We start from the raw sequence: 23,288 nt of genomic DNA on the forward strand, positions 1-23,288 counted from the left end.
CGTTAGCATTGCTCATATGCATACCTTCTTGCTCCCGGCAAGCACATGATAGTGCAGGCTAACGGAGCTTACGCCACGTTAAGTACACAACGGCACAGGCCGTTATTAAAAAGTTATTGTTCAGATAGATCTCTGTGGATCTACCTCTGTTGGTGGGAGCAAGAATTACCGGGGCAAAAGTAGGGAGCGCCGCAAACTAAGGCTTGCAGAATCAGGAAAAGTGTTTGCGTTTTCAGGAAACAAAAATTATTGGATGTATATCAGCTCACTACCTTCTTCACCAGGTGCTTACCCAGGCTGCTGATCACCAGTATTGGTAACAGTAAAATAAAGAGGGGATTCAATTTCACCAGTTTGCGATATGCCCGTATCTCGCCCTTGCGCATAGCCCATTTATTACTGCTTACACCGCCTCCTGAGGTAATAGGCCGGAACAGTTGGGTCAACGGAATATTGATGAAGTGTAACTTGTACTTGTAGCCTATACGCAACCACAGATCATAGTCTTCGGTGTAGCGCATGTTAGTATCAAACCTGAAGGTTGGATCATTTTTAATTACCGTACAAGGTGTAGCAATAAGGTTAGCAGGCAACAACTTAACAAAAGGCAGCCTGAAGAGTTTTATATCTTCGGGAATTCGCTTATTGGCTATTGGTTCAAGTGTATAAGGGTGATACAGCAGATGTATTGATGGAGCCGCAGTCACAATAGTATTCATCAGGCTCAGCTTATCTGGGTGCCAAGTGTCATCGGCGTCAAGAAAAGCTATGTAATCTCCCGTGGCCACATCCATGCCAAAATTTCGTGCTACTGATCCACCGGAGTTAATGACCTTCTGAATAAGTATTATCTGGGTGCCGTAGTTGGTTTGCAGTATCTCATTGGTCTTGTCAGTACTGGCGTCATCCACCACAATTATTTCGTAGTTCTCGTACGACTGTGCCATCACAGAATCCAATGCACGCTGTATTGTTGCAGCTCCATTGTATACAGGTATCACCACACTGAATTTCAGTCCGTCATTTAGATGCGTCTTATCAGTAGCGTTGCTCATCAGTCAAATTGTTTATACACGCTTACCAATGTTTTAGCTTCTTCCTGCCAGCAATACTTTTCCCTTGCCTGCATGCAGTTTTGTTGCAGCTTGTTGTAGTAGTCTGCATCGTCTAATAATCTCTTAAGAGCCGAGGCTATGTTTTGCGGCGTTGCACTATCTATAAGGCTGGCGATCTCATATTGTGTGTTGATGCGCTCGTACTCTGGGTACTTGATACACAATTGCGGTACACCATTGTGCATGTAGTCAAAGAATCGGTTTGCGAGCGATAGTCTGTTACTCAGGCTGGTGTCTTCAAACAGGGTTATGCCTACCCATGCCTTTATAGTATAGTCTCGTAGCTCGGCTGGCGGAATATATCCTTTAAAGATCACTTTGTCTTCTAGTCCCAGTTGTTTGGTCAGTGCCATAGCTTCTTCCGAAAAGTTGCCCTTGCCGCATATGATCAGTCGGGCATTCACATCCTTCATTGCAGGTATGAGTTGCTCAAAACAACGACCCACGTTCACCGCACCCTGGTATAAAATGAATCGTTCCGTCTTTTCAGGTATAGTTACGGGCCTTAGTATTGTAGCATTACGCACTATCTTATAGTCTACACCATACTTAGCTTTAAAATCTTCTGCATAACATTCACCAATGGTATAGCCAACAGGGAAGTTGGGTACAGTATGCTTACCTATCCACAGCCACATTTTATGCACAGCCGGGCGGTCTATAACTTCTTTTAATTCTGTAAATATTTCATGCGCATCATATACGCGCTTCTTGCCCCTCAACTTTGATATATAGTACACCGGCATTATTGTATCCAGATCTATGGCGCAGAGTATATCTACTTTTCTGAATAGCAGGAAGAAGAATAGCTTGATCCAATAATGCAGGTACATGATCTTACCCTGCTCGGCTATTATAGATAAACGCACCTGCTTAAAAGGGCGGGGTATTATCGGTTGACTTGTTTTTCTTTCAAAACCTATCAGCGTTACATCATATCCGGCTTCCGTCAGCGATGTACAAATGCGTATCATTCGCTGATCGTAATTCAGGTCATTAGTTACCGTGCAGACTATCTTTTTGGGTTGGCTCATTTATCAGCCTGCAAAATAACCAAAAAGCACTTCTTTGTCTAAACTCGCGAGATAATGGTGAATTTTAAAATAGAGAATTGCCAAAGATTGTCACGGTGAGGCTCTCGAACCGCGGCAATCTTTGGCTTATCGGGTCGGTTCGCTTTTAGTCCCTAATCACACCCTCTAAGGATACTTATCAGTCAATATAGGATCAATTTCATGTTATGATGTTGAAGGCATCAAATATCTATAGAAAATGGAAAATAATAATGGAACGATGCCGAAGGTATCGCATGTCTGTGTAAGCAGCCTTCTAAATGTCTACAACCAATCTAAAATGTCAATTCTCACTTATTCCTTCGGCTTCTTCAACACCGCCACGGTCAGTCTGCTTACACACACCAATTTATCACGCTCGTCGGTAATTCGTATATCCCAAACGTGAGTTGTAGCACCAATGTGCAAAGGTCTTACGGTGGCCGTAACCAGCCGGTCTTTTTTACCTCTCACATGGTTACAGTTGATCTCGATACCCACACATATCTGCCTTTCGCGGTCTATCGTAGCCCACGATGCCACACTACCAACCGTTTCAGCCAGCGCAGCCGATGCGCCACCGTGCAATAGTCCATAAGGTTGGTGGGTATTATGATTCACCGGCATGGTCGCTTTCATATAGTCATCACCTACTTCAGTGAATTGAATATCAAGTACTTGCGACATAGTATTTGCCGATAGTTGATTTAAAATGTGTATATTTACAGTCTCTTTATCCCAGCCCATGTGTTACGTGTATTTTAAATCTCTGTTCTATTAAATTATTGGTAAAATATTAACGTTGAGAAACTAAGCAATACTATTACTTTTGGCGAACTTTTTAATAATCTTTTTGCACATACTATGCATACTATTCTGGTTGCCGGAGCCGGCAAATCATCCACCTATCTGATTCAATATTTGCTTACGCACGCCGCCCAGAATAAATGGAAGGTAATTGTTGCGGACGGAGATGCTAATGCCATCGCAGAAAAAACAAACAACAGCCCTTTTGCGGAACATGCGGTTATTGACATAACGGACATCACACAGCGCGAGCCACTGGTTAAGCGTGCCGATATAGTTGTGTCACTGATGCCGCCGCATTTGCACATTCACCTCGCTAAAGATTGCCTGGTACACAAGAAAAATCTGATCACTTCATCTTACGTTTCTGAAGAGCTGAAAGCAATGGATGCTGCAGTTAAGGAAGCAGGCCTGATGTTCATGTGCGAAATGGGTCTTGATCCGGGTATCGACCACATGACTGCCAGCAAGATCATTCATAGCATTCATCGTGTCGCGGGTAGCATTTATAGTTTCAAGTCATATTGCGGTGGTTTGATCGCTCCCGAAAGCGACAACAATCCATGGCACTACAAGTTTAGCTGGAATCCTAAGAACATTATTACTGCCGGTGTAGGTGGTGCTAAGTACCTTGCTAATGGCAAGGAAGTAGAAGTGCCTTACGAGAAGATATTTGAAAATAATAAGAAGATCAAGGTAGATGGTTTAGGCTCATTGGCTTATTACCCTAACCGCGATTCATTGAAGTACCTGGAAACTTACGATATCCCCGATATCAAAACTTTCCTTCGGGCTACATTGCGCTATCCTTCATTCTGCATTGGTTGGGATGCGCTTATCACGCTGGGTATGACCGCGCAGGATGATAGCTTCGATAAAAAAGGCCAGACCTTATCTTCATGGCTGGCAGCAAAAGTTGGCTGCACAGATCATGCAGATCTGAAAGCATTTGTAGCTAAAAAACTGGGCGTAAGCATAGATAGCACCGAGATAGAGTTGTTGGGTTGGTTAGGCTTGTTCGAAGAACTGCCTCTAAAACCGGGTACAGCATCTTCAGGCGAAATTCTGTTGGAGCTTCTCCTCGAAAAGTGGAATATGGCATCTGCTGAAAAAGACATGGTAGTAATGCAGCATGAGATAGAATACATGCACAAAGGCAGAAAGACCAAGCTTACCAGCACAATGGTGATAAAGGGCGAGAACCGCGAGCTTTCAGCAATGGCAAAGACCGTAGGTATGCCAATGGGTATCCTAGCCCGCATGGTATTGAACAAGAAGATCGTTCCACCTACAGGTGTATTGATACCCAACATGCAATCCGTTTACCGACCGGTTCTCCAGGAACTGGAAAACTATGGCATAGAGTTCAAAGACGAAATTGAATAAAAACCACTTCAAATATGTATCAAAAAGCCTTGCAGATGCTGCAAGGCTTTTTGATTTGGTCACCTCGTAACAGATGATAGCTACATTTCATATAGCATCGCCAAAGTATGTCACCGTGAGGTTCTCGAACCGCGACATATTTTTGCCACCGGGACGGTTCTCTCTTGGTCTCGCTAAGCTGTCACTTCGAGGGGTTTTCGGGTTGCCCCGCAATCATATCCAATGACAGCGACCACGCGATAGCATGGACTTTAGCGCTTCCTTCTCCTTTGGAGAAGGGCTGGGGTTGAGGCTCTGTCATTGGCAGCTTGCCTGCCGGTAGGGAACGAAGCAGTCTCGGATCGGGAAGTATTTGTTATGAATCTCTCCATTAGCACAATCTCGATATTCATCTTGTACCCACCCACAAACCCTACACCTGCCGGTCCCTTTTTAAAAACAATAACTAAAACAAACTGGCATTTTCTTTGTTAAGGTAAAACCAGGTAATGTTACCTATGCACTGCATTTATATTATGAAAAACATACTACTCGTTTTGTTTGTCTGCATTGGCCTTAGCTCCTGCAAGGAAGGCATGTTCTTAAGCGAAGTGTTTTATAATATTAACGTCTTCAACAGATCAGCCGGCACTGTATATATGTGGCGTAGCTACAATTATCCCGACACTTCCTTGCCTTTAGATAAACCGGCATTAGTAAAAATAAGACCCGGTAAAGACTACAGTATTAGCTCCTCACAAAAATGGGAAAATGAGTTGAGGTCAAAACCTTCACAAACCATGTCCATTTTTATTTTAGATTCTGTAGTTTACATCGGCCAGAACTGGGACTCTGTAAGGGCAAACGATCGCGTATTGCACCGCTACGATCTGCGGGCTGAAGACTTGGTGAACATTAACTACACGGTTAACTACCAATAGTTGGAACCGTCAGTTCTCCGGCAATGTTTGATTAATTTCAGCTAACTTTAATTAAACATCCCCCATGCACCGTTTCTTACTCACCATCGCACTCATTATCTGTTTTTCCACTCTTGCCCATGCACAAGGCATGAGCAATAGCATACCACAGGTAAAACTGGCCAATGTCGACTCCGCCCACACCACTTTTGCTACCATCCTTACCAATCCGCGATTAACTACTGGCTTACCCAACTGCAAGGTCACAGAGTTCACCATCTCCTTCACCATAAAAGACGGCAAGACCTTTGGCCCATATCCCACACATGGCAACATGCTTACCGATGAACAGAAGATCGTACTTAAGAACATTCGCAACGAACATGTCCGCATCCTCGTAGAGCGCATCAACATCCGTTGCGATGAGCAGGACTTTCAGCCGAAGAATATTGTGTTGGATTTTTGAGTGGCTCTACTAATCCATTTACAAGCACTTAGGAAGACGCCGTACTGTTGCACGTGAAGAACAGCAACTGTCTTAGAAATATATTTATAGATCTTTATGCTAAATCTGTAATTGCAACATGAATTACTCCATCCACTATCTGCAAGGGGCGCATAGTCGCTCATCCAAAAATAAGCCAGGACTGACGTTAAGTAAAAACTGTGGATGTTTTTATTGTTTGAAAATTTATGATGCTAAGCAGATAATCAACTGGACCGAGGAAGAAGAAACAGCTCTGTGTTTATATTGCGGTGTGGATACGGTAATTGGCGATTCAACTGGTTTTCCTGTTGAGGATCCCGATTTTTTAAAGGAAATGAATAGTAGATATTTTTGACTAAGTAGAAGATTCTGGAAGCAATTACAGGATAGCCAATTTTTAGTTGAGTATCGCGGATATACTCAGGAAAATTCGTCAATATCCCCACTTCAATTACCCCTTCCCAACTAATTGCCAATCAACCATCTAAATAAAGATGTTCACATTTTTGTGAATATCTTTATTTTTCCAAGTCATTTTACTCATATTAATTTGCACTCGCTTTGTCTAAAAAACTGAGATCATGTCCCTCATTTGATCAGGTAAATCATGCTTGCCTGCCGGTAGGCAGGGTTCAGGCAATGCAAGCTGATCTTTGACATATGAACCCTTATCAAAACATCACACCCCCCACGTAGGGGCTGAAGATCTTCAGCCCTGCACCATCCCAATAAAAATAGGCAAACATCGGGCATCCTGTTTTCCTTTTATCCTTTGAACAACTGTTTCAGAGAAAATAATGGCGAAAATTGGCGGAAATTGGTGGAAAAACTGCGGAAAACTGCGGAAACTGGTGGTTTTTCAAAACCGCTGAAACCATTACCCGGCGTAGCATCTACAGGAAACGCGCCATAAAAAACTGCCGGAAACGCGAAAAAACCACCACTGGCGGAAATCTGCAAAAACCACACTGGTCCTCGTTTGTAACGAGGATCCCCCGGCGTGGCGTTTGTAACGCCCGACACACACTATGCCGTTGTTGGTCTGCTGACAAACAGCAATCGGGTACGATCGGGCATTGGCTAATTTTACAATAGTTTGATTTTCAGTATATTATGTAGTTTTCATGCCCGATCCTATTTTTATTTTCATCGGGCATTCTGTGAATTCTTAAATTCTGGTCATTCTGATTCAGACAAAAAACATCAGGCATCCTCCTTTTCCTAAAATCCAGACCATCTTGATTCAGACAAACCACCCGTGTGGAAAACTCATTTTCCACCCCTCCCCATAATTTCGTTACTTTGTAATACGCTGAAAGAGTGCCGCAAAAATTGGCGCAAGTGCACAAGAAAACATGAAATTCTCCCATTTACATAACCATACTCAGTTCTCCCTACTCGATGGGGCTTCCAATATTTCCAAGCTCTATGAAAAGGCTCGTAATGATGGCCAGCCCGCTATGGCCATTACCGATCATGGTAATATGTTCGGCGCTTTCGATTTTGTGGCAGAGGCCTGGAAGAAGACAAAAGTTATAGGGCAAACACCTGAGGGCAAGGATATTCTGTCTCCTATAGTCAAGCCTATTGTGGGGTGCGAGTTTTACCTGGTGGAGAACAGGCACAAGCGCTCATTTTCTAAAGACGATAAAGATGTGCGCTATCACCAGCTCATGCTGGCTAAAGATGAGATAGGGTATAAGAACCTGGTGAAGCTTTGCTCACTGGGCTATATAGAAGGCTTGTATGGTAAGTATCCGCGTATAGATAAGGAGCTGATCATGCAGTACCACGAGGGGCTCATAGCAACAACATGTTGCCTGGCAGCATCTGTACCCCGCACTATTTTAAAGAAGGGAGAGGCCGAGGGAGAAAAAGAATTCAAATGGTGGTTAGACCTCTTTGGCGACGACTATTATATTGAGCTACAGCGCCACGACATTGCCGACCAGATAAAGGTAAATGAAGTGCTCATGCGCTTTGCCGCCAAGTACAATGTACCGGTAATAGCCAGTAACGATAGCCACTATGTAGATCAGGGCGATGCCAATGCGCATGATATCCTGCTGTGTATCAACACCGGTGCCAAGCAGAGCGACCCTAAGTGGAAGGAGATGAGCGATGATGAAGAGAACCCGGTAAAGGGTGGCCGTTTCGCCTTCCCAAGCGACAGGTTCTACTTCAAGACACAGGCCGAGATGACCGATCTTTTTAAAGACGTGCCACAGGCTATCGACAATACCAATCACATTCTCGATAAGATAAAGCCGCTGAAGCTGGAGCGCGATATATTGCTGCCTCACTTTGTGGTGCCCGATGAGTTTCACGATGATCAGAATGCCTTCCTCGAGCACCTCACATGGATGGGTGCGAAAGAAAGGTATGTAGAAATTACGGCCGAGGTAGAAGAGCGACTGAAGTTTGAGCTGTTCACCATCCGCACCATGGGTTTTGCGGGTTACTTCCTTATCGTATCCGACTTCATTAAGGCTGGCCGCGATATGGGTGTATTCATTGGCCCCGGCCGTGGATCGGCCGCCGGTAGTGCGGTAGCATTTTGTATAGGTATCACCAATATAGATCCTATCAAATACAAGCTCCTGTTCGAGCGTTTCCTTAACCCCGATCGTAAGAGTATGCCCGATATCGATACCGATTTTGACGACGTTGGTCGTCAGAAGGTTATCGATTATGTGGTAGATAAATATGGTAAGCGCCAGGTGGCACAGATCGTTACCTATGGTACCATGGCCGCCAAGAGTAGTATCAAAGACGTAGCTCGCACGCTCGATCTGCCGCTTTCTGAAAGTAACCTGCTGGCCAAGCTGGTACCTGAGCGTCCGGGTATCAATCTTAAGCGATTGATACTGGCCGATATAAAGGGAGAGGGTGGACTGGAGCAGAAAGAAGGACTTGGTGCCGATGAAATGGAAGGAGTGAACAGGCTCCGTGCTATTTACAATGAACCTACCCTTCATGGAGAGGTGCTGCATGCCGCCGTAAAGCTGGAAGGCTCTGTACGTAACACCGGTATACATGCCGCGGGTATCATCATTGCCCCAAGCGATCTTACAGATCTTTTGCCTGTATTTATGGTGAAGGATGTAGATGCGCTCATCACTCAGTACGAAGGTAATGTGATCGAGAACGCAGGTGTTATCAAGATGGACTTTTTGGGGCTAAAGACCCTTACAATTATCAAAGATGCACTGGCCCTCATCAAGAGAAATTACAACATTGAAATTGATATAGACCTGCTGCCACTCGATGATGAGCTGACCTATGAGCTCTACCAGAATGGAGAGACCAACGGTACGTTCCAGTTTGAAAGTGCCGGTATGCAGAAGCACCTTATCGCGCTCAAGCCAGATAAGTTCGATGACCTTATTGCCATGAACGCCCTGTATCGTCCGGGTCCTATAGAGTACATCCCTAACTACATCAAGCGTAAGCACGGGCAGGAAGAGATAGTCTATGATGTGCCCGACATGGAGGAATACCTCGGAGATACTTATGGTATCACCGTGTATCAGGAGCAGGTGATGTTGCTGTCGCAGAGTCTTGCCGGTTTCAGCAAGGGCGATGCCGACGTACTGCGTAAGGCCATGGGTAAGAAGCAGAAGGCAGTACTGGATAAGATGAAGGGGCAGTTCATTGAGGGTGGTGGCAAAAAAGGTCATCCTGCCGATAAGCTCCAAAAGATCTGGACCGACTGGGAAGCCTTCGCACAATACGCCTTCAATAAATCGCACTCTACCTGCTATGCTCTGGTGGCCTATCAAACGGCTTACCTCAAAGCGCACTATCCGGCCGAGTATATGGCTGCGGTACTGAATAACCAGGGTAATATTGAAAAGATAAAGTTTTACATGGAAGAGTGCCAGCGCATGGAATTGCAGGTACTTGGTCCGGATGTAAATGAAAGTTTAAAGGGCTTCGCCGTGGCCAAAGAGAACGTAGTTCGCTTCGGTATGAATGCCATTAAAGGCGTAGGTGAGGCAGCTGTTGAAGACCTTATAGCAGAGCGCGAAGCCAATGGTCCATTCGTCTCTGTGTATGACCTCATCAAGCGCGTCAACCAACGTACCGTAAATAAGAAATCACTGGAAAGCCTGGTACTTGCCGGTGCATTAGATTGCTTTACAGACATGCACAGGGCGCAGTACTTTTATGCACCTGCAAATGATCCTATCACAGGTATGGATAGGCTGGTGCGCTTTGGCAACCAGTTCCAGGCTAGTTCTTCAGTGGCTACCAACAGCTTGTTTGGTGAGTCTGCTATGCCGGAAGTGAAGCCACCTATAATGCCTCCTTGCGACAAGTGGGGCTTGCCCGAATTGCTGGACAGAGAAAAAGAAGTGGTAGGTATTTATCTATCCGCCCATCCGCTCGATGGCTTTAAGTTCGAGATGGATAACTATGGCATTACACAGGTCCGCGATCTGGAAGAAAATAAAGGCCGTCCGTTGCGCATAGCGGGCTACATCACAGATGTTGGCCACATGACCTCTAAAAAGGGGTCTAAGTTCGGTAAATTCACCATCAACGACTACAGCGGCAACTACGAGATCATGCTGTGGGAAAAGAGCTATGTGCAGTATGGTAACTACCTCGTCAACGGCCAGAAGCTACTCATACAGGGCACTTACGATGAACATAAATACCGCCCCGGCGTTATGGAGTTCTCCATAAGCAATATGCTCCTGCTCGATGAGATCCGTAAAGTATGGACCAAGAAGGTGAGCATCTACGTTCCTATGGAAAAGGTAGATGAGTTGTTCGTAAGCTTTATAGAAAAGAACGTAAAGACATACCCAGGCAATACGGAACTATACATATATATATCCGATGCCGAGACCAACTATGCCGTAAAACTCAGATCACAGACACTCAAAATGGAGCTCAACGATGAAATGATCCAATTCCTCCAGGAAACAGATTATATTAAATATGCGCTTGATAAGGTGTAGATGTTAACCTGATCGGCGACTCAAGTAATAGCGTTGCGGTGCAAAAGTTAAATTGTTAGTAACTATGTGAATACCTTATAGTGCTATTATACCAAACTATTTACAAGCCGTTGATTAATGAATTAACTTTGTGCTTTCAAAACAACATAAACAATTTTAAAAACATAGAATATGGCAGCAGTATATACCGATTCGAATTTCGAAGCGGACGTATTAAAGGCAGACAAATTGACCGTAGTAGATTTCTGGGCACCATGGTGTGGTCCGTGTTTGCAGTTAGGCCCAACCATCGATGCTTTGTCTAAAGAGTATGAAGGCAAGATCAATGTAGGAAAGCTTAACGTAGATGAAAATCCTAACGTATCAGTTAACTACGGTATCACCAGCATACCATGTGTATTATTCATTAAAGATGGTAAGGTTGTAGACAAGCAATTGGGTGCAGCACCAAAGAATGTATTTGATAAGAAAATACAGAAGCTCATCGCTTAATCGCATGAGATGTCTCTAAAAATAGAGTACTAATATTGAGTAAGCCCTCCTATAAATTTATTGTATGGAGGGCTTACTAGTCTCTTGTCGTGATTGCGTCCATTTTAAATTACGCTATCTCGGCCGGTAGTGAAGTATATAAATTACGTTGTTGAATGCTCACTAACTTATAGTTAAAATAATGTAAAGCATAAATATGTTATCATTAAGTAGTTTTAAATTAATGCTTAACAATAAAATTATTTTGTGTTATTGACAGGTTATTCACATTTTATAATTTCGGCAACAACAAGGCCAAAGTATTGTTAATACTGATTTCTGTCATTTTTTTTGCAGATATTGCTATAGTGTACACGGGCAACCGAAGGGTAAGAATTCCGCTATGATGCCCGATGCAAGCCTATTTTTATAAATTTTCTTTACTATTCCAATTTCATTATTTATCTTTACGGCAACTAGGGTAGGTAAGCAACGAAAACAGAGTCCTGTTTTTGTTTGGTTATTATTGTTTTAACGGTGGTAGTGGGTGTGTTTTCAGGTTAGTTTTATCAATATTCCTTCCTTATTTAAAGGACGCTAAACCTTTGATTATATTGTGTTTCTGGCGTTTTTATTTTCAAATACGAATTAGATATAAAATCTTTACTAAATAAAATTAGTATGAATATGAAGAGTACTTATTTTGCATTGTCATTATTCCTAACGGCATCTTCCTTGTCTCATTACGCCAGTGCACAGCATACCGAATCTCGCATTCGCCCTGTTGTGCCATATGAGCAATCAAAGCTGTCCGCGCCTCCGGGAATGGTGTATGTTCCGGGTGGTACGACCATTATTAAGTATAGTCAGCAGGCTTCAGACAGCAACTCTGTTAAGAAAGTGAGTTTGAGTTCTTATTTCATAGATAAGACCGAGGTTACCAACCAGCAGTACAGGCAGTTCATTGAGTGGGTAGTTGATTCAATTGCAATTACTAAGTACTTGAAAGACGAAGACAAATTCTTTAAGGATAGTAAAGACGAGCCTAAGACAGCCGAAGTAAAGCCAGGCGATTCTACAAGTCCTGCACCAGCGGCTCCGGTTAGCAATGGTCCGCAAAGACGCATCAACTGGGCTCATGTAGATCATAAATCATTGTTTGAGAACGATGATTATAAAGAAAGACTTAAGCCAATGCTTGATGAGAAAGGTCAGGTAAAGAGAGATTCAATTTTCTTTAGCTTCAGGTTCCTCAGATCATCTGGTACAAACCCTAAATTGAAAGTAGGTACTTATGCTACTTCTACAGTTAATGTTTATCCTGATGAAGAGATATGGGCAAAAGATTTTCCTAATGCGCAGACCGACATCCTGGTTGAAAATTACTTTACCAGCGAGCCGTATGAAGATTATCCTGTTGTAGGTGTAACTTGGCCACAAGCCAACGCATTCACTTACTGGAGGTCTCAGAATGCAAGCAGTTTCAGCAATGTTGCTGATTATATGAAGAGCTACCATCTTTCTTACAGCCTCCCATCAGAAGCACAGTGGGTGTATGCTGCTCAGCAGGATATGAAGGCAGTAGCTAAGACGGCTCCTGTAGAAGATAAAAAAGAAGATGCTAAGGAAGAGAAGAAAGGCAAGAAGAAGAAAGCAGCTGCAGAAGAAAAGCCTGCTACTACTGATGCCGGTACTACTCCTGCTGTGAATGATGATCCAAATTCAAGTTGGACATCAACTGCCGCTAAGACAGTAGACAATTCAGCAGCACTTCAGGTAGATAGCAATGCACTGTTTCTTGACCCGGTTATTGCCGACGAAAACAATGTTGTTGGTTCTGATAGGAGAGGTCTTACTGCAAACTTTAAGCAGGATGAAGGTGAGTTGACAGGTGATGGTTCTGCGTTTACAGTTCCGGTAATGTCTTACACTCCTAATGAGTTCGGTATTTATTGTATGAGTGGTAACGTTGCTGAGTGGACAAAAGATGCATACAGCCCTTCTACTTTCGCTTTCGTATCTGATGTAAACCCGGTATTGTCTTACGATGCTGATTCTACAGACGGCGAGCCAATGAGGCGTAAAGTAATTCGTGGTGGTTCATTTAACAGCCCTGCGAAAGATCTGGGACCTTATGCACGTGCATACGAACTTCAGGAAACAGCTCATAGCTACATAGGATTCAGGTGTGTAATGGGTGCTCCGGAAATTCTGAGCAAAATGACCGCTACACGTAAAAAATCTAAAAAGAAATAAATCTCAACTAAGTACAATAACCTTTATTACATCCTCTAAAATTAAATTAATCCATTAAAATTTATTGAATTATGAGCAGTAATCCTCAAAAAAGCAAAAAAATAGGTCTTAATTCAGTCATCTCATGGGGTGCGAGCGTCGTTATCGTTGGTTTGATGTTCAAGATCCTTCACTTGAAGGGTGGTGAGATCATGATCGCGGTTGGTCTTTTGACTGAGTCAGTATTGTTCGCAATAATGGGTTTTGCGGCAATAGGTTCAGATGCAACTCCTGATGCTCATGATGATAAGAAGAAAGATTCAGGTCTTGATGATCTGTTGGCTACTGCTATCAGTCCTGCTGTAATACAGAAGCTTAGCAAAGGTTTTGAGCAGTTCAACAAAACAGTTGAATCAGTTAATGCAGTGGCAAACACTGGCGCAATAGCTCAGAACATGTTCAAGGAAATTGAAGCTGCTACAGGAGATATCAAGAAATTCCGTGATAACGTTTCTGCTATCGGTACAAGTTTCGATGCATTTGGTAAGACTTTGCAGTCTATCAATCAGATGTCAGTAGCTTCTTCTACAATGTTGAAGGATTTCGAAACTGCAAGCAAGGGTATGCAGGTTTATGCTAAGAACATGACAGAAGTGAATGCAAGCTTCGATACATTCAGCAAAACACTTCAGGCTATCAATTCAATGACAGTTTCTTCTCAGTCAATGTTGAAAGAATTTGAAGCTGCTACCAATGGTATGAAGGCTTACAACAAGAACATCACTGATCTGAGCAAGGTTTACCAGGCGCAGCTTGATGCTTTCAGAAAGAACTAATCTAATCCCATTATTTCAATAAAACTAATTATAAAGCATGGCAGGAGTAAATGAAACCCCCCGGCAAAAAATGATGGGTATATTGTATCTAGTATTGCTTGGTCTTGCAGCTACTACAGTAACCGAAAAAGTTCTTCAATCATTCAGAAACCTTACTGTAGGCCTTGAGGCATCTACCAGCAATGTTCAGACGTCTATTGATAAAGCTTTTGCATCATTTGCAGCATCAACACTTAAAGATGACCCAACGCGTGCAAAACCATTCTGGGATAAAGCACAGAAAGTAAAGGCAGCAGTTGCTGACCTGGATAAGTATATTACCGATACTAAAGCAATATTTGAAAAAGAGTGCGGTGGTTTTGACGAGTCTGAAGGTGATTATAAGCAACGTGATAACGTTGAAATTTCTCCAAACGTCATGATCCTTCACGGTCGTGCTAAGGAACTGAAAAAGAAGATCGCTGAAACAAAAGCATTGATCCTTGCTCAGTTGGATGAAAAAGATCGTCCGGGCTTTAAGATGGCTTTGAATGCAGACGATCCGCTGAAAAGAAAAGGTGAATTGCAGAAGGAATGGGCCGACACTTATTTCGGTGATGGTATTCCTTTGACAGCGGCGTTCACTGCATTGACCAAGATAGAAGCTGATCTGAAGACTACTGAGTCTGAAGCGATCAAAAAAATACTGGGTGATGTAACTAAGACAGACCTCGTATTGGACCAGTATGCTGCACTTGCTGTACCTACAACCAGCAGTTATGTATTGGTAGGTCAGCCATATTCTGCTGAAGTTTTCCTTACAGCATTCAGTAATTCATTGAATCCTGATATCACTGTTGGTGGTCAGAAATTGAATGTTACCGGTGGTAAGGGTACTTATACAGTTAACACTTCACACGAAGGTGAATTCAAATGGTCTGCTACGCTTCATATGAAGAAAGCTGATGGATCAATTGGTGAGTGGAAAACTCCTGAAGTATCGTATCGTGTTGCTAAGCCATCTGCTGTAGTTTCTCCTGATAAGATGAATGTGTTCTACATTGGTTTGGACAATCCGGTTTCTGTTTCTGCACCGGGTACACCAGCTGAAAAGTTGAAAGTAACAATGAGTGCCGGATCTGCTAAGAGTGCTGGTACGCCGGGTAAGTTCCTCGTTAATGTAACTACCTCAGGTGTTGTTAAGGTGAGTATCTTCGGTGAAGATGGTTCCGGTAAACAAGTTAAGTTGGGCGAATCAGATTTCCGTTGCAAGCGTTTGCCTTCTCCACATGCTAAGTTCGCAGGAAAGGGTGGTGGTAATGTTCCACGCGCTCAGTTGACTTCTGCAGACAGAATATTCGCAGCCTTGGAAGATTTCGAATTTGATACAAAGTTCGTTATCGGTCACTTCAAGTTGTACGTGCAGAAGCCACGCATGGATCCACAAATCCTTGAGTCAAGCAATATGTTGCTTACAGCACCAATGAAGGCGGCTTTGACAGGCGCGACAGCGGGTACGAAGGTTTATTTTGACGAAATTTTTGCAACAGGTCCTGACGGTATCAAACGTCCTTTGGAGCCGATCATATTTACTGTGCAGTAATTGAATATTAAATTATTTTTTATGAAGAAGAGTATAATCTTTGCAGTTCTGGTTCTTTTATGTGTTGGCATCAGCTCTGATGTGATGGCTCAGAAGAAGAAGAAAAAGAAGCCTGCTAAAACTGAAAAAACTACCCCTGGCGCATCTACAACTGATGCCACTCCGCCTCCACCGGCTCCTGTCGCCGACGCGGGTATTCCACCTGAGGATACAGGTGTAGCTACCTCTGATGCAATTGTTGCTGAAGCAGATTCTTTCGACTTCACGGCAATAGTTTTGGATACTGCAAAGCCAACAGATGGTTATTTGAAATTGTCAACGCTAAGAGGCGCTAAGCCTTTCCCTTTTCCTAAGGAAGATAAGAACAGTGTGAAGTTCTACAAGCGTATCTGGAGAGAGATCACTACTACTGATTCTGAAAACAGGATCTTCTCTATTCCTAACGAAACTTTGATACAGTTCATCATGGACGGTATCAAGGCGGGTAAGTTGGTTGCTTATGAAGATGAAAACTTCAAAAAGAAATTGAGCTACGTTAAGGTAATGGGTCGTTTCCGTGACAGTTCTATCGTTACTGATATTGATACTGCTACAGGTGAAATGAAAGGTACACACACCGTTGCCAATGATTTCAATCCGGATTCAGTTACTAAGTTCGAGTTGAAAGAAGATATCTTCTTCGATAAGGTTCGTGGCCGTGTTGTTACTGAGATCATAGGCATAGGCCCATTGAAGAAGAACAAGACTACTACCGGTGTTGACATCGGAGACACGCATCCTTTCTACCTTAACTTCAAGCAGTGCCGTGCTTTGTTTGCAGCAAGAGAAGTTGTTGATCCGCAGAGAGATATCTACAACATCAGCTTTGATGATATCTTTATTCAGCGCGCATTCAAATCTGTTATTACTAAGGAGTCCAATCCTGCTAATATGAGGATCAAGGACAAGTATCCGGACAAAGAGCGTCAGATCAAGGAATCTAATCGTATCGAGCGCGAGATCGCCCGCTACAAAAGAAACCTTTGGAAATTCTCTTAATTCTGAAACGTTTTTTATAAAAGGTGTGTCTGAAAAGACACACCTTTTTGTTTTGGCGTAATAGTTGCTTGCAACTACAATATCCACACAGTGTTATTAAATACTTTTGCCGCTGTTTTTATTAATGTCGATATTGTACCGGTATCTTAAATAATATAGATGAACAAACTACTTATTACTTTTTTATTGCTGGTGCAAGGAGTTTGCTTACAGGCTCAGTCTACTTTCAAGTGTGGTTGGACAACCTACAAAACAGCAATGATCGTTCATGAATTTACTTACAGTTACACCTATTCAGATAGTTTCAGACTATACCTTGCAGATAGCACAAAAACGTTTATAGCACCAGACAGTGCCGCAACATTGACAATTTCTTACCCATTCAGAGATAATAATAAATACCAGACTGCTAACTATTATAACGCTAAAAAGAAGCTGGTAAAGACTGAAGAGTATAAGGACAACCTTGTACAGGTGATGAAGGAGTATAAGTACGACGATAAGAACAGGAAGACTTATCAGTACGAAGACAATAGGTTGAACAGTAATAATTTTAAGAAGACGTATGACTACTCAACCGATAAAAATGGCGATTTCATAGTTAGTGAGGTTTCTTATTTCAATGGCAGGGTAGAGTTTTATACAAAGACATACTATGATAAGAACAATGTGCGCTACAAGGAAATAAGGCTAAATGACAATAATAAGGACGTGGTGCACGTTGAGAATTTTTACTATAATGCTGCCGGTAAGCTGAAAGAACGTACCGTATTCTTTCCGGAGTTTAAGGTGACCAAAAAATTTCAGGAGCCGGGTGGAGATGCGCCAGTAAAGTGTTTCAGATCGCAGGTGATAAATATCCCCGAAAAACCATCGCTCAGTACCAAGATATCTTACCTGAAAAAGCTGCTATACAAAAACAATGGTGCTTTGCTGGACCAGGATTGTCATGAATTTGAATACAGATTTTTCTCATCGGATTGTGAAGTGATCATTGGTACTACCAAGGTAAACAACATAAAGCAGGTTATCTTCCGCTATAAGGAGCGGGTTAATGGATAATTGATAGGCTACTTTCATTTCTATACGCTCAGTTTTTTGATTTATTGCTAACACTTTAATCAGTAACTTGCATCATCATTTTGATACGGGTTATTACATAATATTATTTTCTTCATGTTAAAGGTAGGAGTACTAGGTGCCGGTCATTTAGGTAAGATACACATCCAGCAATGGCAGGAAATAGAAGGTGTGGAATTGGTAGGATTTTATGATCCAAGTGATGTACAGGCAGCTTCAACAATATCTCAGTATCAGGTGCCAAGGTACACCGATCTTGATGCGTTAATAGCTGCTGTGGATGCGATAGACATTGTTGCCCCAACTACCTCTCATTACGAATTGGCTAAGCGCTGCCTGCTATCGGGAAAGCATCTTTTTATAGAAAAGCCGCTGGCTCACAACCTTGAGGAAGGTAAGGAGCTGGTAAAGCTGGTGAAAGAAGCTAACGTAAAATGCCAGATCGGCCATGTTGAAAGGTATAACCCGGCTTTCCTTGCATTGGGTGACATAAACGTGCAGCCCATGTTTATAGAGGCACATAGGCTGGCACAATTCAATCCACGTGGTACTGACGTTTCGGTGATCTTTGATCTGATGATCCATGATATTGATATTGTTCTTTGTCTGGTAAAATCGCCCGTGAAGCGCATATCGGCAAGTGGCGTATCAGTATTAAGTGAAAATGCAGATATTGCTAATGCCCGCATAGAGTTTGATAACGGCTGTGTTGCCAATTTGACGAGTAGCAGAATATCATTGAAGAAAATGCGTAAGGTGCGCCTTTTCCAGCGCGATGCCTATATTGGTATCGACTTCCTGGAGAAAAAGACAGAGATCATAAGGCTGAAAGATACAGATGTGCCGGAGGGGATGATGGATTTCCCTATTGAGGTAGGAAATGGTGAAAAGAAGATCATATCGGTGCAGATGCCTGAAGTGAGTAACCTGAACGCAATAAGAACCGAGTTGGAGGAATTTGCGTCTGCCATTGTTAATAACAAACCTGTGCGTGTTTCTGTGCTCGACGGTTATCATGCAATGGATGTTGCGCACCAGATCTTGAAAAAAATGAGTTTACACAATGAAATGCACAATGTTTAGCGCTATACTGCGTTATACTGAGTGAAGTAAAAATTATGACAGGTATTTACACTACATCAAGATATTTATTACTGATAGTTATATTAGGTTTAGCAGGGGCAAGTTGTACTAAAAAGGATGCAAGTCTTATACCTACTTACGTGCATATTGACTCATTTGCATTCAATCCGGTAGCGTCATTGCCTGCGGATGTTGCCAATACCCACCAGATCAATTCAGTATGGGCTTTTTATAACAATAGCCCTATTGGCGTTTTCGATCTTCCTGCTAATATACCGGTGATTACCAATGGCAATGGTAAACTCACATTGAGGCCAGGCATATCTGTATCAGGGTTGAATAATTTTCTGGCAACTTATCCTTTTTATACAAGCGATACAAGTACTTTGATTCCACAGCCCGGCAAAACGTTGACTTACTTGCCCAAGACGTCTTATTATACTTCAACCAAGTTCAGTTTTATTTCAAAATTTGAGCCGTCAACCGGTACTCGTTTTAAGTTGGTTAGTGGCTCAGTTCCAATGACTATCAATAGCGATAAAAATGGAGTTATAACGCTTACTGCACCTAACGATACATTGTCTGAAGATAGCTCATACACGCAGTTTGCTATACCTCTTAATAAGGATGCCTATATAGAGTTTGACTATAAATGCACTGTTCCTTTCGCTGTAGGGTTGAGGGCTAATCTGGCATCTATTTTTACAATTTATTATATGGCCGGTATATACCCGAGCGATCATTGGCAGAAGTTCTACTTATCGGTAAAAGACTTTGAGGCACAATACCAGGCTACCAATTACAGCTTTTACATAAAGACAGCTTTACCAGCCGGAGAAACAACGGGGACGGTAATGATTGACAACATTCAATTGGTATATTTCGATTAGGTGTTGGTGAATTGTATTTGTACAAATACCGTACAATGTTTACGATAATATTGCGTTATTAGGGAGTGAAGTAAAAAATATGACAGGGATCTATACCAGATTAATATACTTATTGCTTTGTTTTGTACCGGGTTTCGCCGTTATGAGCTGCAATGCAAGTAAGGATAAAGGGTCGATACCTACTTATGTACATGTAGATTCATTTAAATTCAGTGCTCTTCCTCCATCATTGAAGCATATTGCAACATCTCATCAAATAAACTCCGTATGGGCATATTATAATAACAGCCCTATTGGCGTCTTTGATCTTCCTGCAGATATTCCGGTTTTGGCTAATGGTACAGGAATACTGACACTTAGACCTGGTGTGTCGGTTTCTGGTCTGAATAATTTTCTTGCTACTTACCCCTTTTACCTGAGTGATACCAGCTCTCTAATTAGTCAACCTGGTAAGACCATACATTATAGTCCTACGACTACCTGCTATCCGTCGAGCAGGTGTACTGTAATTGCCAATTTTGATTCTGATCTGGTAACACCTTTTAAGGTGGATGCAGGTACAAAAATTGAGCGCGTGGGTGGAACAGGAAGTGTTACATTAAACGCGAAAGATTCGTTGTCTGAGATAGGATCAATAGCTCAGTTTGCAATTCCACTTGGTAAAGACGCATACATTGAATTTGATTATAAGTGCACGATTCCATTTTCGGTGGGATTGAAAGCCAGCCTAGGAACGCTCTACACAAAATATTACCTAGCCGGCATATACCCGAGCGATCATTGGCAGAAATTCTACTTATCGGTAAAAGACTTTGAAGCGCAATATCAGGCCACAGGCTACAATTTTTATATAAAGACTGAACTCCCCGCAGGACAGTCTTCAGGCACAGTATTAATAGACAACATTCAATTGGTATATTTCGATTAACCCATGCAGTTAAGCCCTGTTAAAAAGAACGCTATAAGGCAGTTGATACTGCTGGATTATGCTGCCTCGGCGCTGGCATGGTTTACCTTTTGGGTATACCGTCAGAATCTGTTGCTGAAGATCGATTATGTAGAAACATTAAAGATCTTCTTATTCAGAGACGTTCTTAACACGCTTGTAATAATACCTATAGGTTGGTTTATTCTCTACCTGCTTTCAGGTACTTATTTCGACCTGTATAGAAAGTCGAGACTTAATGAGATCAACCGTACGCTTATATCTTGCATACTGGGCTGCACACTTGTTTCCGTTATAGTGTTTGCAGATGATAAGGGCGATTATTCCTACTTCACCAATGCCATAGGTCATTATCTGCTGATACAAACAGTAATTACGCTGGTGTTCAGGTTGTTTATTCTCTACAGAGTAAAGGCCAACCTCGTAAAGGGCAAAGTTGGATTTAATACTTTGATCATTGGCGGTAATCAACAAGCCATCAATATTTACAAACAGGTATTAGAGAATCCCAAAGTTTTGGGTAATATTTTCCTTGGCTTTATTTATTCAAATAAAGAAGCCAGCAATGGCATGAGCAAGTTTCTGCCGCAGTTGGGGCATTTGTCTGAGCTGGAAAGCATAATAGATAAACATGAGATAGAAGAGGTAATAGTAGCCGTCGACTCTTCAGAACATCACCTGCTGGAGAATATACTCACCCGCCTATGTTACAGGCCAGTTGTAGTAAAGGTCCTGCCTGATTATTATGATATATTGAGTGGATCGGTAAAGACCAGTAACGTATATGATGCGGTACTGATACACATTCACCCCGACCTTATGCCCGATTGGCAGCGTGTTTGCAAGCGGGTAATAGATATTATTATTTCAAGTTCCGCACTCATAGCATTATCTCCTTTCCTGATATTTACTGCTATTATGGTGCTGCTCTCATCTAAGGGGCCAATCATTTACAAGCAGCAACGCATAGGTCTGTTTGGCCGTCCCTTCTATATTCTTAAGTTCAGATCAATGTTTGTTGATGCGGAGAGCGGTGGTCCTGCATTATCCAGCAAGACTGATAGTCGGATTACCAAGTGGGGTAGATTCATGCGTAAATGGCGCATAGATGAGCTGCCACAATTCTTCAACATTGTGAAGGGGGATATGTCGCTGGTTGGCCCAAGGCCAGAACGCAAGCATTACATAGATATTATCAGCCAGGCACATGCTCACTACAAGTATTTGCATAAAGTAAAGCCGGGACTTACTTCATGGGGTATGGTGCAATTCGGCTATGCCGAAAATGTGGATGAAATGATAGATCGTATGCGTTACGACCTGCTCTATATTGAGAATTGCTCCCTGGCACTCGATATCAAGATCATCCTCTACACCTTTATTGTTATCTTCCAGGGTAGGGGCAAGTAGTTTCACTTCTTTATTGTCCTCGTTTTCAACCTTCAATTGTTATTGTAAAAAATAATATTGCTCTTTTCTTTAAGTAAGCGAACGTTCACTTATCTTTGTTCGAGCTAAATTATTTGGATGAGGGTAAGGAACGAGGAAAAGGTACAGTTAGTAAAGCAAAAGGCCATGGAAATGGTAGTTTCCGATGGCTTTGAAGGCTTCAGTGTCAATAAACTGGCTCGTGCCTGCGGTATATCTGTTGCTACCTTATACATCTATTACAAAGACAAAGACGATCTGATCACAGAAATAGCTTTGGAAGAAGCCAAAAGAATGGGAGAGATTACCTTAGGGGATTTTGATCCTGAGTTGTCTTTTGCAGAGGGCTTGCGTAAACAATGGGAGAACAGATCGAGGTATATACTTGAAAACCCTGTTGCAAGTGCTTTTTTTGAACAGTTGCGTACTTCTACCTACCAGGATAAAGTGATGGAGTGTATTATCTGTGATTTTAAGGCTAAGATGGGTACGTTTATGCAGAAGGCTATAAAGAATAAAGAAGTAGATGCCATGCCCCTTGAAGTATATTGGTCAGTGGCATATGCACCTCTTTATTCACTGTTAAGATTTCATCATGAAGGCCGTAGTCTGGGTGGAAAACCTTTTGTGCTGAACGAGGATATTATGTGGCGCACCTTCGATCTTGTGGTAAAAGCACTTACGCCATCTAAATGAACCTATCTATTACATTACTATTAAAACACACTAACCATGAACACAGAAAACATACTTCTATTCAAGTCCAATATAAAAACAGCCTCCGACAAATTTGCTGTGGAGCGAATTCTCGATATTCATCCGCACATAGAGCAGTGGACGGTAGACCAGCAGGACGAGGATTGTATCCTCAGGGTTATCTCACCAAGGCTTACCCACAATCATGTAATTGATATGGTAAGAGGTTGCGGCTATCATTGCGAAGAGCTGAAAGACTAACATATACTATTCTCCTGATTATTTAA

21 protein-coding genes are annotated in these 23,288 nt (G+C 42.4%); 17 read left to right on the top strand and 4 right to left on the bottom strand.

Features of this window, described 5'->3' with window-relative positions; translation table 11 throughout:
• Nucleotides 1–260: 260 nt before the first annotated feature.
• From CJD36_RS15805 to CJD36_RS15815, 3 genes are all read right to left on the bottom strand, one after another.
• The gene (locus CJD36_RS15805) at nucleotides 261–1,055 is read right to left on the bottom strand and encodes a glycosyltransferase family 2 protein (RefSeq protein ID WP_105040168.1); all 795 of its coding nucleotides are present in this window, start codon (nucleotides 1,053–1,055) and stop codon (nucleotides 261–263) included.
• A complete protein-coding gene (locus tag CJD36_RS15810; RefSeq protein WP_240609366.1) occupies nucleotides 1,055–2,149 on the bottom strand; it encodes a glycosyltransferase in 1,095 nt (364 codons plus the stop codon). The genes CJD36_RS15805 and CJD36_RS15810 overlap by 1 nt, the downstream gene beginning before the upstream one ends.
• A 333-nt stretch (nucleotides 2,150–2,482) precedes the next feature.
• Nucleotides 2,483–2,854, bottom strand: a complete 372-nt coding sequence (locus tag CJD36_RS15815) for a hotdog fold thioesterase (protein WP_240609367.1) — start codon at nucleotides 2,852–2,854, stop codon at nucleotides 2,483–2,485.
• Between the two features lie 177 nt (nucleotides 2,855–3,031).
• Here CJD36_RS15815 and CJD36_RS15820 point away from each other — a divergent pair, with 177 nt between their 5' ends.
• The 4 genes from CJD36_RS15820 (at nucleotide 3,032) to CJD36_RS15835 (ending at nucleotide 6,101) form a co-directional block, all read left to right on the top strand.
• Nucleotides 3,032–4,360 (top strand): saccharopine dehydrogenase C-terminal domain-containing protein, encoded by a 1,329-nt coding sequence (locus tag CJD36_RS15820; protein WP_105040170.1) that lies wholly within the window; start codon nucleotides 3,032–3,034, stop codon nucleotides 4,358–4,360.
• Nucleotides 4,361–4,875: 515 nt separating this feature from the next.
• Entirely contained in the window at nucleotides 4,876–5,280 is a 405-nt protein-coding gene (locus tag CJD36_RS15825) for a hypothetical protein (RefSeq protein ID WP_133162664.1), read from the top strand.
• A 64-nt stretch (nucleotides 5,281–5,344) separates the two neighbouring features.
• Nucleotides 5,345–5,725, top strand: a complete 381-nt coding sequence (locus CJD36_RS15830; protein WP_133162665.1) for a hypothetical protein — start codon at nucleotides 5,345–5,347, stop codon at nucleotides 5,723–5,725.
• 118 nt (nucleotides 5,726–5,843) lie between these two features.
• Nucleotides 5,844–6,101, top strand: a complete 258-nt coding sequence (locus CJD36_RS15835; protein ID WP_105040173.1) for a cytoplasmic protein — start codon at nucleotides 5,844–5,846, stop codon at nucleotides 6,099–6,101.
• A 410-nt stretch (nucleotides 6,102–6,511) separates the two neighbouring features.
• Here CJD36_RS15835 and CJD36_RS23020 read toward each other — a convergent pair whose 3' ends face one another.
• Nucleotides 6,512–6,769, bottom strand: a complete 258-nt coding sequence (locus CJD36_RS23020; RefSeq protein ID WP_133162666.1) for a hypothetical protein — start codon at nucleotides 6,767–6,769, stop codon at nucleotides 6,512–6,514.
• A gap of 332 nt (nucleotides 6,770–7,101) precedes the next feature.
• Here CJD36_RS23020 and dnaE point away from each other — a divergent pair, with 332 nt between their 5' ends.
• The 13 genes from dnaE (at nucleotide 7,102) to CJD36_RS15900 (ending at nucleotide 23,262) form a co-directional block, all read left to right on the top strand.
• Nucleotides 7,102–10,716: a DNA polymerase III subunit alpha gene (dnaE, locus tag CJD36_RS15840; RefSeq protein ID WP_105040174.1), complete on the top strand. Its 3,615-nt coding sequence runs from the start codon at nucleotides 7,102–7,104 to the stop codon at nucleotides 10,714–10,716.
• A 171-nt stretch (nucleotides 10,717–10,887) separates the two neighbouring features.
• Nucleotides 10,888–11,208 (top strand): thioredoxin, encoded by a 321-nt coding sequence (gene trxA, locus CJD36_RS15845; protein ID WP_105040175.1) that lies wholly within the window; start codon nucleotides 10,888–10,890, stop codon nucleotides 11,206–11,208.
• A 666-nt stretch (nucleotides 11,209–11,874) separates the two neighbouring features.
• A complete protein-coding gene (locus CJD36_RS15850; RefSeq protein WP_161499338.1) occupies nucleotides 11,875–13,443 on the top strand; it encodes an SUMF1/EgtB/PvdO family nonheme iron enzyme in 1,569 nt (522 codons plus the stop codon).
• A 71-nt stretch (nucleotides 13,444–13,514) separates the two neighbouring features.
• Nucleotides 13,515–14,258 carry a GldL-related protein gene (locus tag CJD36_RS15855; RefSeq protein ID WP_105040177.1) on the top strand — a complete coding sequence of 248 codons (744 nt, stop codon included), beginning with the start codon at nucleotides 13,515–13,517 and terminating at the stop codon, nucleotides 14,256–14,258.
• Nucleotides 14,259–14,295: 37 nt separating this feature from the next.
• Nucleotides 14,296–15,840 carry a type IX secretion system motor protein PorM/GldM gene (gene porM / locus CJD36_RS15860; RefSeq protein ID WP_105040178.1) on the top strand — a complete coding sequence of 515 codons (1,545 nt, stop codon included), beginning with the start codon at nucleotides 14,296–14,298 and terminating at the stop codon, nucleotides 15,838–15,840.
• Between the two features lie 21 nt (nucleotides 15,841–15,861).
• Nucleotides 15,862–16,878: a type IX secretion system ring subunit PorN/GldN gene (porN, locus tag CJD36_RS15865; RefSeq protein WP_105040179.1), complete on the top strand. Its 1,017-nt coding sequence runs from the start codon at nucleotides 15,862–15,864 to the stop codon at nucleotides 16,876–16,878.
• Nucleotides 16,879–17,037: 159 nt separating this feature from the next.
• Nucleotides 17,038–17,940 (top strand): hypothetical protein, encoded by a 903-nt coding sequence (locus CJD36_RS15870; RefSeq protein WP_105040180.1) that lies wholly within the window; start codon nucleotides 17,038–17,040, stop codon nucleotides 17,938–17,940.
• 114 nt (nucleotides 17,941–18,054) lie between these two features.
• Nucleotides 18,055–19,041, top strand: a complete 987-nt coding sequence (locus CJD36_RS15875) for a Gfo/Idh/MocA family protein (RefSeq protein ID WP_105040181.1) — start codon at nucleotides 18,055–18,057, stop codon at nucleotides 19,039–19,041.
• Nucleotides 19,042–19,076: 35 nt separating this feature from the next.
• Nucleotides 19,077–19,931, top strand: a complete 855-nt coding sequence (locus CJD36_RS15880) for a hypothetical protein (RefSeq protein WP_105040182.1) — start codon at nucleotides 19,077–19,079, stop codon at nucleotides 19,929–19,931.
• Nucleotides 19,932–20,010: 79 nt separating this feature from the next.
• A complete protein-coding gene (locus tag CJD36_RS15885; RefSeq protein WP_133162667.1) occupies nucleotides 20,011–20,859 on the top strand; it encodes a hypothetical protein in 849 nt (282 codons plus the stop codon).
• Between the two features lie 3 nt (nucleotides 20,860–20,862).
• Nucleotides 20,863–22,287, top strand: coding sequence for a sugar transferase (locus tag CJD36_RS15890; RefSeq protein ID WP_105040184.1), 1,425 nt, complete (start codon nucleotides 20,863–20,865; stop codon nucleotides 22,285–22,287).
• Nucleotides 22,288–22,404: 117 nt separating this feature from the next.
• Nucleotides 22,405–23,001 (top strand): TetR/AcrR family transcriptional regulator, encoded by a 597-nt coding sequence (locus tag CJD36_RS15895; protein ID WP_105040185.1) that lies wholly within the window; start codon nucleotides 22,405–22,407, stop codon nucleotides 22,999–23,001.
• Between the two features lie 36 nt (nucleotides 23,002–23,037).
• Entirely contained in the window at nucleotides 23,038–23,262 is a 225-nt protein-coding gene (locus tag CJD36_RS15900; protein WP_105040186.1) for a hypothetical protein, read from the top strand.
• The last annotated feature ends 26 nt before the right edge of the window (nucleotides 23,263–23,288 follow it).

The organism is Flavipsychrobacter stenotrophus (assembly GCF_002954265.1).
GTDB lineage: Bacteria > Bacteroidota > Bacteroidia > Chitinophagales > Chitinophagaceae > Flavipsychrobacter > Flavipsychrobacter stenotrophus.

Bases quoted from the DNA above. Each gene is read 5' to 3' on its own strand.
- CJD36_RS15805 (WP_105040168.1), bottom strand. From the start codon at position 1,055: ATGAGCAACGCTACTGATAAGACGCATCTAAATGACGGACTGAAATTC.
- CJD36_RS15810 (WP_240609366.1), bottom strand. From the start codon at position 2,149: ATGAGCCAACCCAAAAAGATAGTCTGCACGGTAACTAATGACCTGAAT.
- CJD36_RS15815 (WP_240609367.1), bottom strand. From the start codon at position 2,854: ATGTCGCAAGTACTTGATATTCAATTCACTGAAGTAGGTGATGACTAT.
- CJD36_RS15820 (WP_105040170.1), top strand. From the start codon at position 3,032: ATGCATACTATTCTGGTTGCCGGAGCCGGCAAATCATCCACCTATCTG.
- CJD36_RS15825 (WP_133162664.1), top strand. From the start codon at position 4,876: ATGAAAAACATACTACTCGTTTTGTTTGTCTGCATTGGCCTTAGCTCC.
- CJD36_RS15830 (WP_133162665.1), top strand. From the start codon at position 5,345: ATGCACCGTTTCTTACTCACCATCGCACTCATTATCTGTTTTTCCACT.
- CJD36_RS15835 (WP_105040173.1), top strand. From the start codon at position 5,844: ATGAATTACTCCATCCACTATCTGCAAGGGGCGCATAGTCGCTCATCC.
- dnaE (WP_105040174.1), top strand. From the start codon at position 7,102: ATGAAATTCTCCCATTTACATAACCATACTCAGTTCTCCCTACTCGAT.
- trxA (WP_105040175.1), top strand. From the start codon at position 10,888: ATGGCAGCAGTATATACCGATTCGAATTTCGAAGCGGACGTATTAAAG.
- CJD36_RS15850 (WP_161499338.1), top strand. From the start codon at position 11,875: ATGAAGAGTACTTATTTTGCATTGTCATTATTCCTAACGGCATCTTCC.
- CJD36_RS15855 (WP_105040177.1), top strand. From the start codon at position 13,515: ATGAGCAGTAATCCTCAAAAAAGCAAAAAAATAGGTCTTAATTCAGTC.
- porM (WP_105040178.1), top strand. From the start codon at position 14,296: ATGGCAGGAGTAAATGAAACCCCCCGGCAAAAAATGATGGGTATATTG.
- porN (WP_105040179.1), top strand. From the start codon at position 15,862: ATGAAGAAGAGTATAATCTTTGCAGTTCTGGTTCTTTTATGTGTTGGC.
- CJD36_RS15870 (WP_105040180.1), top strand. From the start codon at position 17,038: ATGAACAAACTACTTATTACTTTTTTATTGCTGGTGCAAGGAGTTTGC.
- CJD36_RS15875 (WP_105040181.1), top strand. From the start codon at position 18,055: ATGTTAAAGGTAGGAGTACTAGGTGCCGGTCATTTAGGTAAGATACAC.
- CJD36_RS15880 (WP_105040182.1), top strand. From the start codon at position 19,077: ATGACAGGTATTTACACTACATCAAGATATTTATTACTGATAGTTATA.
- CJD36_RS15885 (WP_133162667.1), top strand. From the start codon at position 20,011: ATGACAGGGATCTATACCAGATTAATATACTTATTGCTTTGTTTTGTA.
- CJD36_RS15890 (WP_105040184.1), top strand. From the start codon at position 20,863: ATGCAGTTAAGCCCTGTTAAAAAGAACGCTATAAGGCAGTTGATACTG.
- CJD36_RS15895 (WP_105040185.1), top strand. From the start codon at position 22,405: ATGAGGGTAAGGAACGAGGAAAAGGTACAGTTAGTAAAGCAAAAGGCC.
- CJD36_RS15900 (WP_105040186.1), top strand. From the start codon at position 23,038: ATGAACACAGAAAACATACTTCTATTCAAGTCCAATATAAAAACAGCC.